Genomic DNA, 13,678 nt, shown 5'->3' with positions numbered 1-13,678 from the left:
TAAAACGGACAGATCTCATGACCGAATCACCCCTGCAACGCTTACTCACCATCATGAAAACCCTGCGCGACCCGGCGGCAGGTTGCCCGTGGGATAAAGAACAAACCTTCGAGACTATCGCCCCGTATACGCTGGAAGAAACTTACGAAGTGCTGGATGCCATCGCGCGTAAGGATTATGACGATGTGCGTGATGAACTGGGCGATTTGCTGTTTCAGGTGGTGTTTTACGCCCAAATGGGCAGCGAGCAGGGGTTGTTTGGCTTCGACGATATCTGCAACGCAATCTCGGATAAACTCGAGCGCCGTCATCCGCAAATCTTTGGTGGCGAGGCTGCATGGTCAAAAGACGCCAGCAGCAAAGACGTTCTGGTGAAATGGGAAGCGCGCAAGGCGCTGGAGCGGGCGGACAAATCACTGCATTCGGCGCTCGACGATATTCCATCCGCACTGCCTGCGCTGATGAAAGCGCACAAAATTCAGAAGCGTTGCTCAAACGTGGGCTTCGACTGGACCACGCTCGGCCCGGTGCTGGATAAAGTCTATGAAGAAATCGATGAAGTGATGTTTGAAGCGCGCCAGGCGGTGATCGACGAAGAAAAACTCGGTGAGGAAATCGGCGATTTGCTGTTCGCGACGGTTAACCTTTCCCGCCATTTGGGTCACAAGGCAGAAGATGCGCTGCAAGCCGCTAACCGTAAGTTCGAGCGTCGTTTCCGTCAGGTTGAAAACATCATCCGCGAGCAGGGGCTGAGCATGGAAGACGCGACCTTAGAGCAGATGGAAGCCGCGTGGCAGCAGGTAAAGCAGGGTGAAGCGGTAAAACCTGTGCTCTGACTTTGATCGGCGACAAGATCTGCCGTTGCTGAAACGGTTAAGCTCAACGGCATTCGGCAGATAAAAGCCTGATCTGAGAGCATTAAAGTACAACAAACTGAAATCTAAGATGTTTTACGGATGGATGAGAGTCACCACACAATTTTAATCGCTAACTGGTTGTTTTTGAAAGACTGAGAGAATGTGACCTGCAGGATTAACTCTTCTGAACTGACGCTGAGGAAAACGATGATGGGCAGCAAAACGTTTATTTGTGGCGCACACAAGGTTCCGGTATACTGTTTTCCCGTCTTGGTTACTCCATCATCTTTAAACCTAACCTCTCAGGTTCAGCATGACAACTAATTATATTTTTGTGACCGGCGGGGTCGTATCCTCTCTGGGTAAAGGCATTGCCGCAGCCTCTCTGGCGGCTATTCTCGAAGCCCGTGGCCTCAACGTGACTATGATGAAACTGGACCCGTATATCAACGTGGATCCCGGTACCATGAGCCCGACCCAACACGGCGAAGTCTTCGTTACCGAAGATGGCGCTGAAACGGATCTGGACCTTGGTCACTACGAGCGCTTCATTCGTACCAAAATGACCCGTCGTAACAACTTCACCACTGGCCGTATTTATTCCGACGTGCTGCGCAAAGAGCGCCGCGGCGACTATCTCGGCGCGACCATTCAGGTTATCCCGCACATCACCAATAACATCAAAGAACGCATCATCGAAGGCGGCGAAGGCCATGATGTGGTGCTGGTGGAAATCGGCGGTACCGTGGGTGATATCGAATCCCTGCCGTTCCTGGAAGCGATTCGTCAGATGGCCGTTGACGTGGGCCGTGAGCACACGCTGTATATGCATCTGACGCTGGTGCCGTACATGGCGGCTGCCGGTGAAGTCAAAACCAAACCGACTCAGCACTCCGTCAAAGAGCTGCTGTCCATCGGGATCCAGCCTGACGTGCTGATTTGCCGTTCCGATCGCGCAGTGCCTGCGAACGAACGTGCGAAAATCGCTCTGTTCTGTAACGTGCCAGAAAAAGCGGTTATTTCTCTTAAAGATGTTGATTCCATTTATAAAATCCCGGCCCTCTTGAAATCTCAGGGTCTGGACGACTATATTTGTAAGCGTTTTAACCTGAATGCGCCGGAAGCGAATCTTTCCGAGTGGGAGCAGGTGGTTTACGAAGAAGCGAACCCGGGTGGTGAAGTCACTATCGGGATGGTCGGTAAGTATATTGAGCTGCCAGACGCCTATAAGTCTGTGATTGAAGCGCTCAAACACGGCGGCCTGAAAAATCGTCTCACCGTGAACATTAAACTTATCGACTCTCAGGATGTCGAAACCCGTGGTGTTGAAGTGCTCAAAGGCCTGGACGCTATCCTTATCCCAGGTGGCTTCGGCTACCGTGGTGTTGAAGGCAAAGTGGCCACCGCCCGTTATGCGCGTGAAAACAACATTCCTTATCTGGGCATTTGTCTGGGTATGCAGGTGGCACTGATGGAGTTCGCCCGCAATGTGGTGGGTATGGAAAATGCCAACTCCACTGAATTTGTGCCAGACTGTAAATTCCCTGTGGTGGCGCTGATCACCGAATGGCGAGATGAAGACGGTAACGTTGAAGTACGTACCGAAGACAGTGATTTAGGCGGCACCATGCGCGTTGGCGGGCAGCAATGTCACCTGAGCGATGGCAGCCTGGTTCGTGAGATGTACGGCGAACCGACAATAGTTGAACGTCATCGTCACCGTTACGAAGTAAACAATATGCTGCTCAAACCTATCGAAGCCGCAGGTTTACGCGTAGCCGGTCGCTCTGGCGATAAGCAACTGGTGGAAATCATCGAGCTGCCAAATCATCCATGGTTTGTGGCTTGCCAGTTCCATCCAGAATTTACGTCTACGCCGCGTGATGGTCATCCGCTGTTTGCAGGCTTCGTGAAGGCTGCCGGTGAGTATCAGAAGCGTCAGGTAAAATAAAATACCGGGGAAGTGGTGCGGGGCAGACTGCCTGGGATCACTTGTCCGAAGCTTTAGTTAACTTGTACTGAGGAAATCCTAATGTCCAAAATCGTTAAAGTCATCGGTCGTGAAATCATCGACTCCCGTGGTAACCCGACCGTAGAAGCTGAAGTTCATCTGGAAGGCGGTTTCGTTGGTCTGGCTGCTGCACCATCTGGTGCTTCTACTGGTTCCCGCGAAGCGCTGGAACTGCGTGACGGTGACAAATCCCGTTTCCTGGGCAAAGGCGTACTGAAAGCCGTTGCTGCTGTTAACGGTCCAATTGCTCAGGCAGTAATGGGTAAAGACGCGAAAGACCAGGCTAACATCGACAAGATCATGATCGATCTTGACGGTACTGAGAACAAATCTCAGTTCGGTGCTAACGCGATTCTGGCTGTTTCCCTGGCTGCTGCTAAAGCGGCGGCTGCCTCTAAAGGTCTGCCACTGTACGCTCATATCGCAGAACTGAACGGCACCCCAGGCAAATATTCTATGCCACTGCCTATGATGAACATCATCAACGGCGGCGAACACGCTGATAACAACGTTGATATTCAAGAGTTCATGATCCAGCCTGTTGGCGCGAAAACGCTGAAAGAAGCCATCCGTATGGGTTCTGAAGTTTTCCACACCCTGGCTAAAGTTCTGAAATCTAAAGGCATGGGTACTGCTGTTGGTGACGAAGGTGGCTATGCGCCAAACCTGGGTTCTAACGCAGAAGCACTGTCTGTGATCGCGGAAGCGGTTAAAGCAGCAGGCTACGAACTGGGCAAAGACATCACTCTGGCGATGGACTGCGCAGCATCTGAATTCTACAAAGATGGCAAATACGTTCTGGCTGGCGAAGGCAACAAAGCCTTCACTTCTGAAGAGTTCACTCACTTCCTGGAAGACCTGACCAAACAATACCCAATCGTTTCTATCGAAGACGGTCTGGACGAATCTGACTGGGATGGTTTCGCATACCAGACTAAAGTGCTGGGCGACAAAATCCAGCTGGTGGGCGACGACCTGTTCGTTACCAACACCAAGATCCTGAAAGAAGGTATCGATAAAGGCATCGTTAACTCCATCCTGATCAAATTCAACCAGATCGGTTCACTGACCGAAACTCTGGCTGCGATCAAAATGGCGAAAGACGCGGGCTACACTGCCGTTATCTCTCACCGTTCAGGCGAAACTGAAGATGCAACCATCGCTGACCTGGCTGTGGGTACTGCTGCCGGCCAGATCAAAACAGGTTCTATGAGCCGTTCTGACCGTGTAGCTAAATACAACCAGCTGATCCGTATCGAAGAAGCGCTGGCTGCACAAGGCACACCTGCACCGTTCAACGGTCTGAAAGAAGTGAAAGGCCAGTAATTACTGCCCTGTAAACTCTTTCTAAAAACCCGCTTCGGCGGGTTTTTTTATGCCTGAAAGGTCCCGCAACAGAAATCTGCCATACTCATTTACAGCTCAGGTTTGGTCCCACAGGTCTTATCTGTGATAATGCGCGCTGATTTTTTAGAGATGACTGAGAAAAAGATGCAGTACCCGATAAATGAGATGTTCGAAACCCTGCAAGGGGAAGGTTATTTTACCGGCGTGCCGGCGATTTTTGTACGCCTGCAAGGCTGTCCGGTGGGGTGCAGCTGGTGCGACACCAAACACACCTGGGATAAAATTGCCGATCGGGAAGTCGATATGCAGCGCATTCTGGTCAAAACGGAAGAGAGCGATGCATGGGGCAATGCGACCTCCGAGCAGTTGCTGGACATCATTGTGCAGCAAGGCTACACCGCACGCCATATCGTGATCACCGGCGGCGAGCCGTGTATTTATGATCTGATGCCATTGACGATGCTGCTGGAGAAGAACGGGTTCAGCTGCCAGATTGAAACCAGCGGTACGCATGAAGTGCGTTGTTCGGTGAATACCTGGGTGACCGTTTCGCCAAAAGTGAATATGCGCGGAGGCTATGACATTCTGCCGCAGGCACTGAAACGTGCTGATGAAGTGAAACATCCGGTGGCGCGTCAGCGTGATATCGACGCTCTGGATACGTTGCTGGAAACACTGACTGACAGCAAAGCGCGAATTATCGCCCTGCAACCGATCAGCCAAAAAGAAGAAGCCACCAGACTTTGCATCGCGACCTGCATTGCAAGGAACTGGCGGCTGTCGATGCAGACGCACAAATACTTAAACATCGCATAACGTGCGATGTTTATTCGCCGCGGTAAACGCAGCCCGCAGTGCAGGTTTCTTTCACTCGCACGGCGCTGAGTAAAGGTAACTTCGGTTTCATCTCGTTCCAGATCCACGCGGCCAGCACTTCGCTGGTCGGGTTTTCTAATCCCGGAATATCGTTCAGATTGTAGTGATCGAGACGTTCCAGCGTTGGATTGAACGCGGCTTTCAGATCGGCGAAATCCATTACCCAGCCGGTATACGGATCCACTTCACCGGTGATTTCTAAACGCACGGTGAAAGAGTGGCCGTGCAACCGTCCGCATTTATGTCCGGCAGGCACATGCGGCAAATGGTGGGCGGCTTCGAACTGAAAATCTTTAAATAATGTGGTGGTCATGAGGCAGTCTCGTTGCTCGAAAAAACGCGGCATAGTACCGGAATACCGCCCTGCGTGCCATGACTTCACTGCGCTTTTCTTCACCAAATCATGACTTTTACTGCCTTTACACTGCCAGCGTTACTGGCATACAGTGAGCCGGTAGAAACTAACCTGTTGAGATAGTGAATGATTACTGTGCTTCGTTGCGCTGTCCTGGCGCTGTTTATCTCTGCTGGCGTTCAGGCACAAACCGCCTCGCCCGAACAGGTTCCTGCGCCCGCGGTGGCGAAAACCGTTCACCCCGAGGTGAAAGCGCCGGTGGCGGCGAAAGTGTCAGTGACGTTTCCGCCGGGCGCTGGCGTGATGCATATTCCTCTGGCGCAAAGCAAAAAGACGCTGGAAGTATTTACCTATCAGCCCGCCGGTGCAGACGAAACCACGCCTGTCGTGATGGTCATGACTGGTGTCGATCGCAATGCGGCCACGTATCGTAATGACTGGATGACCGTGGCCGATCAGTATCATTTGCGGGTTGTGGTGCCGCATTTCAGCGAGCAGGATTTTCCGGGTGCTGGGGGTTACAACCTCGGTAATCTGGTGGACAGCAAAACCCACCACCGCCAGCCGAAATCCCAGTGGGCATTCAGTATTGTCGACAACATTTTTACCACGCTGCAAAAGCAGGGTGTGACCAGCCAGAAGCAATACTATCTGTTTGGCAACAGTGCGGGCTGCCAGTTTGTACACCGAATGCTGACGTTGTTACCGCAGCCAAATGTCAAAGCGGCGGTGTGCGCGGCGGCAGGGTGGTGGACTCTGCCCGATACCGATCAGCGCTGGCCCTACGGCCTGCGTGAGGCACCGGTCGCGGTCAGTCAGCAGCAACTGGACGATTACTTCGCCAAACCGGTGCTGATTGCTGTGGGTGCAGAAGATGACGATCCGGAAAATCATCTGTTGCGTAAATCCAAGCAGGCCATGGCGCAGGGTGCCAACCGTCTGGATCGTGCCGAGAGCTATTTCACGACTTCCCAGCAACGGGCTGAGCAAAATAACACGCCATTTAACTGGCACTTTGTTGATCTCTCTGACGTCGGGCACAGCGGCAGTAAGATGTCGGTTTTCGCCGCCGGACAGTTTGCCTGGTTCGAGCAGCACAACGCCTTCCATCTCTGATGTGTGGTTAATGAGAAAAATTCATCACCCCGCTTTGGCGGGGTTTTTCTTTATCTATCCGGCACTTTGCTGAGTACCTGAAAAGTGTGCGGGAATTTTTTTAGCGATTTCAGTGCGATAAAAATCTTCACTTACCAGTTTTTCCGCTAGAACTTACCTCTAAATGCTCTTAGTCCTTTTGGTTATTTATTATTTCCATCACTTCTTTAATTGTTATCATCCGCCTCGTTAACCTTACAAACAATAAAGGTCTTTCCTGCGCGCTCGTTGAACCGCAAAGGGCGCCAAAAGCGTAAAAGGCCGGATTGATGACTGGCTTCTGCATAAGGGAATTCGTACCGCGATGACGACTCAGGCTCCTCCAAATTCACTGCTCCCGCTGACCCCCGAGCAAATGACCCGCCTTCAATCGGCGACGGGTGACTTCTCACCCACTCAGATGGCCTGGCTCTCCGGTTATTTCTGGGGAAGGGTAAACCAGCAACCTGACGTGGTTTCTGCGCCGGTTTCCGCCCCGGCAGCGGCGTCGATCACCTTGATCTCCGCATCGCAAACCGGCAATGCCCGCCGCGTTGCTGAGCAACTGCGTGACGATTTGATCGCCGCGAAGCTGAACGTCAATCTGGTGAACGCCGGTGACTACAAATTCAAGCAAATTGGACAGGAAAAACTGCTGCTGATCGTGGCCTCCACGCAAGGCGAAGGCGAGCAGGCGGAAGAAGCCGTCGCGCTGCATAAATTCCTGCAATCCAAAAAAGCGCCGCAAATGAAAGATACCGCCTTTGCGGTGTTTGCACTGGGCGATACGTCTTACGAATTCTTCTGTCAGGCCGGTAAAGACTTTGATACCCGCCTGGGGGAGCTGGGCGCAGAGCGGTTGTTAGACCGCGTGGATGCCGACGTTGAGTACAAAGACGTGGCGCAGGAGTGGCGCAAGCGCATAGTCGATGTATTGAAACAACGCGTACCGGCTGACGTTTCTGCACAGCCTGCGCCGACGCTGGCGGGCAGTGTGAATCAGGTCGACAGCAGCCCTTACACTAAAGAGTTGCCGCTGACGGCGACCCTCGCGGTAAACCAGAAAATTACCGGTCGGGATTCTGATAAAGACGTCCGTCATCTGGAAATTGATCTGGGTGATTCCGGTTTGCGCTACCAGCCAGGCGATGCGCTGGGCATCTGGTTTGAAAACGATCCGCAGCTGGTGCAGGAAATCGTCGAGCTGTTGTGGCTGAAAGGCGATGAAACCGTTGAAGTGAATGATAAAAAACTGTCGCTTTCAGAAGCCCTGCAACACCACATTGAACTGACCCAGAACACCACGCCTATCATTGAGAAATACGCCGGTCTGTGTCGTGATGAACAACTGACCGGTTTACTGGCGGACAAATCTGCGCTTCAGCACTACGCACAGACCGTGCCGTTCGTCGATATGGTGCGCCGCGCGCCGACTGAGCTGGATGCTCAACAGCTGGTGGATTTACTGCGTCCGCTGACGCCGCGCCTCTATTCCATTGCCTCTTCGCAGGCGGAAACCGAATCTGAAGTCCATATTACCGTTGGCGTGGTGCGCTACGATATCGATGGCCGTCCGCGTTCTGGCGGTGCATCCGGTTATCTGGCGGATCGTCTGGAAGAAGATGGCGAACTGAAAGTGTTTATCGAGCACAACGACAACTTCCGCCTGCCAGCCAATCCTGAAACGCCGGTCATTATGATTGGTCCGGGTACCGGCATCGCGCCGTTCCGCGCCTTTATTCAGCAGCGTGATAACGATGGCGCCACTGGCAAAAACTGGCTGTTCTTTGGTAACCCGCACTTTACCGACGATTTCCTTTATCAGGTGGAATGGCAGCGTTACGTGAAAGACGGCCTGCTGACCCATATCTCTCTGGCATGGTCACGCGATCAGGCTGAAAAAGTTTACGTACAGGACAAACTGCGCGAGCAAGGTGCGGAAGTCTGGCAATGGTTGCAGGAAGGCGCGCACGTGTATGTCTGTGGTGACGCTAACCGTATGGCGAAGGACGTCGAGCAGGCGTTACTGGAGATCATCGCAGAATATGGCGTGATGGATCTGGAAACCGCCGACGAATACCTCAGTGAGCTGCGCCTGGATCGCCGTTATCAGCGCGACGTGTATTAACGAATTTGAGCAATGAGCGAAAACCTTATGAGCAATAAGTTGTGGAGTGAACTCAATCCCGGTCCGGGCCCGTTAATCGTCGACGCCCCGCTGGCTGACGCCGAGCGCCTGAAAAAGGAAAGCAATTTCCTGCGCGGAACCATCACAGAAGATTTAAAAGACGGCCTGACTGGCGGTTTTAACGGTGACAACTTCCTGTTAATCCGTTTCCACGGCATGTATCAGCAGGATGACCGTGATATCCGTGCCGAACGTGCCGAGCAAAAACTGGAGCCGCGTCATGCCATGATGCTGCGCTGCCGTTTGCCGGGCGGGGTGATGACGCCTGCGCAGTGGCTGGGCATCGACAAATTCGCCGATGACAGCACGATTTACGGCAGCATCCGTATCACGAACCGTCAGACATTCCAGTTCCACGGCATTCTTAAGCCGAACGTCAAACCCGTGCATCAGCTGCTGAACAAGCTGGGTCTGGATGCGCTGGCGACCGCCAACGACGTTAACCGTAACGTGTTGTGTACGTCGAATCCGGTGGAGTCAGAACTGCATCAGGAAGCGTATCAGTGGGCGAAGAAAATCTCCGAACACCTGCTGCCGCGCACTCGGGCTTACGCCGAAGTGTGGCTGGATCAGGAAAAAGTCGAAACTACCGACGAAGAGCCGATCCTCGGCGCAACCTATTTACCGCGTAAATTCAAAACCACCGTGGTGATCCCGCCGCAAAATGATGTGGATCTTCACGCTAACGATCTGAACTTCGTGGCAATTGCCGACAACGGCAAACTGGTCGGCTTCAACGTGCTGGTCGGCGGCGGGCTTTCTATCGCACACGGCGATAAAGCCACATACGCGCGCACCGCCAGCGAGCTGGGCTTTATTCCGCTGGAGAATACGCTGGCCGTGGCCGAAGCGGTGGTCACCACGCAGCGCGACTGGGGTAACCGTACTAACCGTAAAAACGCCAAAACCAAATACACCCTGGAACGCGTGGGTGTGCCGGTATTCAAAGCCGAAGTTGAAAAACGCGCCGGGATTCAGTTTGCGGATATCCGCCCTTATGAATTCACCGGTCGCGGCGATCGCATCGGTTGGGTTAAAGGCATCGACAAACAATGGCACCTGACGCTGTTTATCGAAAATGGCCGTATTCTCGATTATCCGGGCAAGCCGCTGAAAACCGGTCTGGCAGAAATTGCTAAGATCCATAAAGGCGATTTCAGGCTTACTGCTAACCAGAACCTGATCGTGGCGGGTGTTTCGGAAAAAGACAAAGACGCGATCGAAACGCTGGCGCGTAATCACGGCCTGATCGACGACGGTGTCACCGAGCAGCGCAAAAACTCGATGGCCTGCGTGTCTTATCCGACCTGTCCGCTGGCGATGGCAGAAGCAGAACGCTTCCTGCCGGAATTTGTGACCAAAGTCGAAGATATCATGCATGGCCACGGCGTAGGCGATGAACATATCGTTCTGCGCGTCACCGGGTGCCCTAACGGTTGCGGGCGTGCATTGCTGGCTGAGATCGGTTTAGTCGGCAAAGCGATGAACCGCTACAACCTGCATCTTGGCGGCAACCGTGCGGGTACGCGCATTCCGCGTATGTACCGCGAAAATATTTCTGATACAGAGATCCTGAGCATCATCGATGAGCTGGTGGGTCGCTGGGCAAAAGAGCGCGAAACAAACGAAGGCTTCGGCGACTTTGTGATCCGCGCAGGCATCATCAGGCCGGTGCTCGATCCGGCTCGTGATTTTTACGATTAAGTACGACGACTTATCGGAGACGCTATGAGTTTACTCAGTCTTGCGCAATTGAATGAGTTACCGAAATCCGGGCAGGCGATGGCGCTGGCGGAAATTAACGTCAGCCTCGAAAAGCTGTCGGCACAGGAGCGTGTGCAATGGGCGCTGGAAAACATGCCCGGCGAATTCGCGCTTTCCTCCAGTTTCGGCATTCAGGCGGCAGTTTGTCTGCATCTGGTGACTCAGCAGAAATCCGATATTCCGGTGATCCTTACCGATACCGGTTATCTGTTTCCGGAAACTTATCAGTTCATCGATACGCTCACTGAACAGCTGAACCTGAATCTGCAGGTGTTCCGCGCAGAACAGTCAGCCGCGTGGCAGGAAGCGCGCTACGGTAAGCTTTGGGAGCAGGGCGTAGAAGGGATCGAACAGTACAATCAGATCAACAAAGTTGAGCCGATGAACCGTGCGATTCAGCAACTCGGCGTGCAGACCTGGTTCGCTGGTCTGCGCCGTGAGCAGTCTGGCAGCCGTGCGCATCTGCCGGTGCTGGCCGTTCAGCGCGGGGTGTTTAAGCTCCTGCCGATTATCGACTGGGACAATCGTCAGATTTTCCAATATCTGAAAGACAACGGTCTGAGTTATCACCCGCTCTGGGATCAGGGCTATCTTTCCGTGGGTGACACCCATACCACGAAAAAGTGGGAAGAAGGGATGAAGGAAGAAGACACGCGCTTCTTTGGTCTGAAACGTGAATGCGGCCTGCACGAATAATCTTTCGCTGCATCTTTCCCAATAAAAAAACGGACGCTTATGGCGTCCGTTTTCAATTGCACGGCCAGTAAAAAGTCAGGCGTGTTTTGCCGGTTTCGCCAGCGCTTTCAGCAGCGGGAACAATACTTTCACACTGTCTCTGGCGCGCTTGTCGATGCGCCCAGGTAACACGCTGTCGAGATATTGCAGATTATCAAACTGGCTCTGATACCGTGCAGTGCCCAGCGGGAAATGGCTGCTGATCGCCCGTTGCTGGACGCCGTCTTTTTTACCCAGCGCGTAATTGGTGGCAGTGACATTCAGCAGCGGCAGACGCGCATCGTCCAGCGCCTGTAAACCTTCACAGCAATGTGCCCCTGCATGACTTTCCGCCGGGATCCCCAGACTGTGGGCAATATTAATTGCCCGCACGCGGGTCAGTTTAGCCACCGCCGCCGAGGTGTTCACCCCGCTGTTGAAATACAACTTATCGCCGGTGATCAGTGAATCCAGATTGATCACCAGCAGCGTATTTTTCTTCTCTTCGGCACTCATCCGCTTAATAAAGTCTTCTGCGCCTTTCGCCCCGGTTTCTTCGGCACTCAGCGCGACAAAACGCAGGCTGTAATGCGTCGGGATGGCTTCCATCCGCTCGGCCAGCTCCATCATCACGCCGATGCCGGACGCATTGTCATCGACACCCTGCAACGTCAGGCCGCCAAGGTTGTGATTGGTATCGGCGTCACTTTGCGGCATATAGGTGTCGAAATGGGCCATCACAATGATTTGCTGTGGCACTTCACCGGCGCGCGCGGCGATCACCGATGTGGCATGAAGGGTGTGCCAGTCCTGCTTGCCATCGTTACTGGTGTAGAGATAACGGGTATCGAAACCGCGCAGATTGCTCTGGTAACCGAATTTAGTAAATTGCTGATTCAGATATTCGGCGGCGATTAGCTCCGCCGGACTGCCTGCCATCCGCCCCGGAAAATAGGTGGCGATATGACGAATTTGCTGACTGGCAATTTTGCCCATCGGGGGAAGCGGCGCAGTGGCCGCCAGCGCATGGCCCATACCGGCGCAGCTCAGGCCTAAAGCCAGCAGCGACAGCTTCATGCGTAAGAAAGAAAACATAGCCAAAAATCCTTGTAAATTGGTCAGGGTGACCGGAAGGCAATCAAAGCAGCAGGCCGCGCGTGGCGGTCTTACAGGGCGGATAGTATGCGATTGTGTGAGCCAATAGACAATTTCCCAAATCCGAAATCGCTCTTTTTGTCGCGACCGCCATAGGCGAAAGGGTCATGAAAAATATTCAGGCAGAGAAAAATCCCGCAAGACCGAGCGCCGCCTGGCGCTCTATATTCCATTTAGTAACTAATAGTTCTTTTGCAGCTAACTCAGCCATTGCAGCTTTAAGTAACACATCAACTATGCTTCCTAAATTACAACTTGCATTTATCGGCTCGAAATCATACGCCGGGGCCGTTCGCTCGGTAGTTGAAGCTAAAGGCGGTAAATTCTTGCACTCCACACCAAATGGCTCCTAAATAGCGACAAGGCCGCTGGCTTGACCGGCGACAGTCGGCCATAGCTGTCGGTCGTGACAAGCAGAAATCGGCCAAGAGCGGACGTTGTCGCTATAGGTGATGAATTACGGGATCAGGCTGTGCAGAGAAAAAGCAATTAGCAACATCCCGCCCGCAATGTTGACGTATTTTTTGAGCATAAATGGGTTGGTTTTTTTTACTGAAAAGATCAGTGTTTGGCTAACAGCGTAAAGCCAAACGCTCATAACGACTACATGTACTGATGCCAGTGTCAGATAGTTGCAAACACCTCCCTGTGCCCCTGCGAACTGCGAAACGACTGTCAGATAGAAAATGATGGCTTTAGGATTCAAAACATTCGCTATCCAGGCCTCTCTTAAAGTCACCGAATGCTTCGTATCAGCAAACCCTTCTGGGTTTGCCCTTATGCCGTTGCGTATAAGCATCGCTCCTAACCAGAGCAGATAGGCAGTTCCGAACAATTTCAACACAGCAAAAATTGCTGGAGAAGATATGAGCACAGCGGTAATACCAAACCCTATGAGAACTGCATGGGTATAAATGCCCAAAGCTGTTCCGGCAAGAGTCCTGAACAGCCCTTTGTGACCGCCTGCCAGAGCACCGCTCATAACAAGAGTGAAACTTGCTCCGGGGGACAGTGCAACAGGGAGTAGTGCTGGCATAAACCCAAGAAGGTTTAGATCCATAGATTTTTGATAGTCATTGACGCTCTACTGTATTGCCAGTCAAGGCGCTTCGAGAATGTTGTATTTAACACAATGAAAACATATAGCCGCCATGAATGAAAGGTCGGCTCCTCGCTCTCGTCAGACCTTCAGCGTCAGGTGTTTTGTCTGCTGTGTGCCAAAAGCGGACATCAAATCATGCTATCAACATAAATGATGGTTTAGTAAAACCTCAAAG

The 13,678-nt window shown here is 52.7% G+C and carries 12 protein-coding genes; 9 read left to right on the top strand and 3 right to left on the bottom strand.

Annotation, left to right across the window (positions count from 1 at the left end):
- The first annotated feature begins 17 nt into the window (after positions 1 to 17).
- The 4 genes from mazG to queE all read left to right on the top strand — a co-directional run bounded on the left by mazG (position 18) and on the right by queE (position 5,031).
- Entirely contained in the window at positions 18 to 836 is an 819-nt protein-coding gene (gene mazG / locus ABSH60_RS06640; protein ID WP_390973250.1) for a nucleoside triphosphate pyrophosphohydrolase, read from the top strand.
- A gap of 334 nt (positions 837 to 1,170) precedes the next feature.
- Positions 1,171 to 2,808, top strand: coding sequence for a glutamine hydrolyzing CTP synthase (gene pyrG, locus ABSH60_RS06635; RefSeq protein ID WP_056772874.1), 1,638 nt, complete (start codon positions 1,171 to 1,173; stop codon positions 2,806 to 2,808).
- A gap of 81 nt (positions 2,809 to 2,889) precedes the next feature.
- The gene (gene eno / locus ABSH60_RS06630) at positions 2,890 to 4,194 is read left to right on the top strand and encodes a phosphopyruvate hydratase (RefSeq protein ID WP_056772870.1); all 1,305 of its coding nucleotides are present in this window, start codon (positions 2,890 to 2,892) and stop codon (positions 4,192 to 4,194) included.
- A 165-nt stretch (positions 4,195 to 4,359) separates the two neighbouring features.
- A complete protein-coding gene (queE, locus tag ABSH60_RS06625; RefSeq protein WP_056773084.1) occupies positions 4,360 to 5,031 on the top strand; it encodes a 7-carboxy-7-deazaguanine synthase QueE in 672 nt (223 codons plus the stop codon).
- Positions 5,032 to 5,041: 10 nt separating this feature from the next.
- Here the strand turns inward: queE and queD are convergent, their stop codons facing one another.
- Complete coding sequence (queD, locus tag ABSH60_RS06620; protein WP_056772857.1) at positions 5,042 to 5,404, bottom strand: 6-carboxytetrahydropterin synthase QueD; 363 nt, start codon at positions 5,402 to 5,404, stop codon at positions 5,042 to 5,044.
- Positions 5,405 to 5,572: 168 nt separating this feature from the next.
- Here queD and ABSH60_RS06615 point away from each other — a divergent pair, with 168 nt between their 5' ends.
- The 4 genes from ABSH60_RS06615 to ABSH60_RS06600 all read left to right on the top strand — a co-directional run bounded on the left by ABSH60_RS06615 (position 5,573) and on the right by ABSH60_RS06600 (position 11,228).
- On the top strand, positions 5,573 to 6,562 hold the full coding sequence (locus ABSH60_RS06615) for an alpha/beta hydrolase-fold protein (protein WP_390973248.1): 990 nt from the start codon (positions 5,573 to 5,575) through the stop codon (positions 6,560 to 6,562).
- A gap of 343 nt (positions 6,563 to 6,905) precedes the next feature.
- Complete coding sequence (cysJ, locus tag ABSH60_RS06610) at positions 6,906 to 8,708, top strand: NADPH-dependent assimilatory sulfite reductase flavoprotein subunit (RefSeq protein WP_390973246.1); 1,803 nt, start codon at positions 6,906 to 6,908, stop codon at positions 8,706 to 8,708.
- A gap of 27 nt (positions 8,709 to 8,735) precedes the next feature.
- Positions 8,736 to 10,472 carry an assimilatory sulfite reductase (NADPH) hemoprotein subunit gene (gene cysI / locus ABSH60_RS06605; protein WP_390973244.1) on the top strand — a complete coding sequence of 579 codons (1,737 nt, stop codon included), beginning with the start codon at positions 8,736 to 8,738 and terminating at the stop codon, positions 10,470 to 10,472.
- A 24-nt stretch (positions 10,473 to 10,496) separates the two neighbouring features.
- Positions 10,497 to 11,228, top strand: coding sequence for a phosphoadenylyl-sulfate reductase (locus ABSH60_RS06600; protein ID WP_390973242.1), 732 nt, complete (start codon positions 10,497 to 10,499; stop codon positions 11,226 to 11,228).
- Positions 11,229 to 11,303: 75 nt separating this feature from the next.
- Here the strand turns inward: ABSH60_RS06600 and ABSH60_RS06595 are convergent, their stop codons facing one another.
- Positions 11,304 to 12,341: an aminopeptidase gene (locus ABSH60_RS06595; protein WP_122096445.1), complete on the bottom strand. Its 1,038-nt coding sequence runs from the start codon at positions 12,339 to 12,341 to the stop codon at positions 11,304 to 11,306.
- 167 nt (positions 12,342 to 12,508) lie between these two features.
- Here ABSH60_RS06595 and ABSH60_RS06590 point away from each other — a divergent pair, with 167 nt between their 5' ends.
- Positions 12,509 to 12,754 (top strand): hypothetical protein, encoded by a 246-nt coding sequence (locus ABSH60_RS06590; protein WP_390973240.1) that lies wholly within the window; start codon positions 12,509 to 12,511, stop codon positions 12,752 to 12,754.
- Between the two features lie 104 nt (positions 12,755 to 12,858).
- Here ABSH60_RS06590 and ABSH60_RS06585 read toward each other — a convergent pair whose 3' ends face one another.
- Complete coding sequence (locus ABSH60_RS06585; RefSeq protein ID WP_390973238.1) at positions 12,859 to 13,461, bottom strand: LysE family transporter; 603 nt, start codon at positions 13,459 to 13,461, stop codon at positions 12,859 to 12,861.
- Positions 13,462 to 13,678: the final 217 nt, after the last annotated feature.

It is taken from the genome of Rahnella sp. R3(2024) (genome assembly GCF_042920125.1).
Classification (GTDB): domain Bacteria; phylum Pseudomonadota; class Gammaproteobacteria; order Enterobacterales; family Enterobacteriaceae; genus Rahnella; species Rahnella rivi.
Note: the sequence above shows the minus strand (reverse complement) of the source record. Positions and strands in the feature narration are given on the sequence as shown.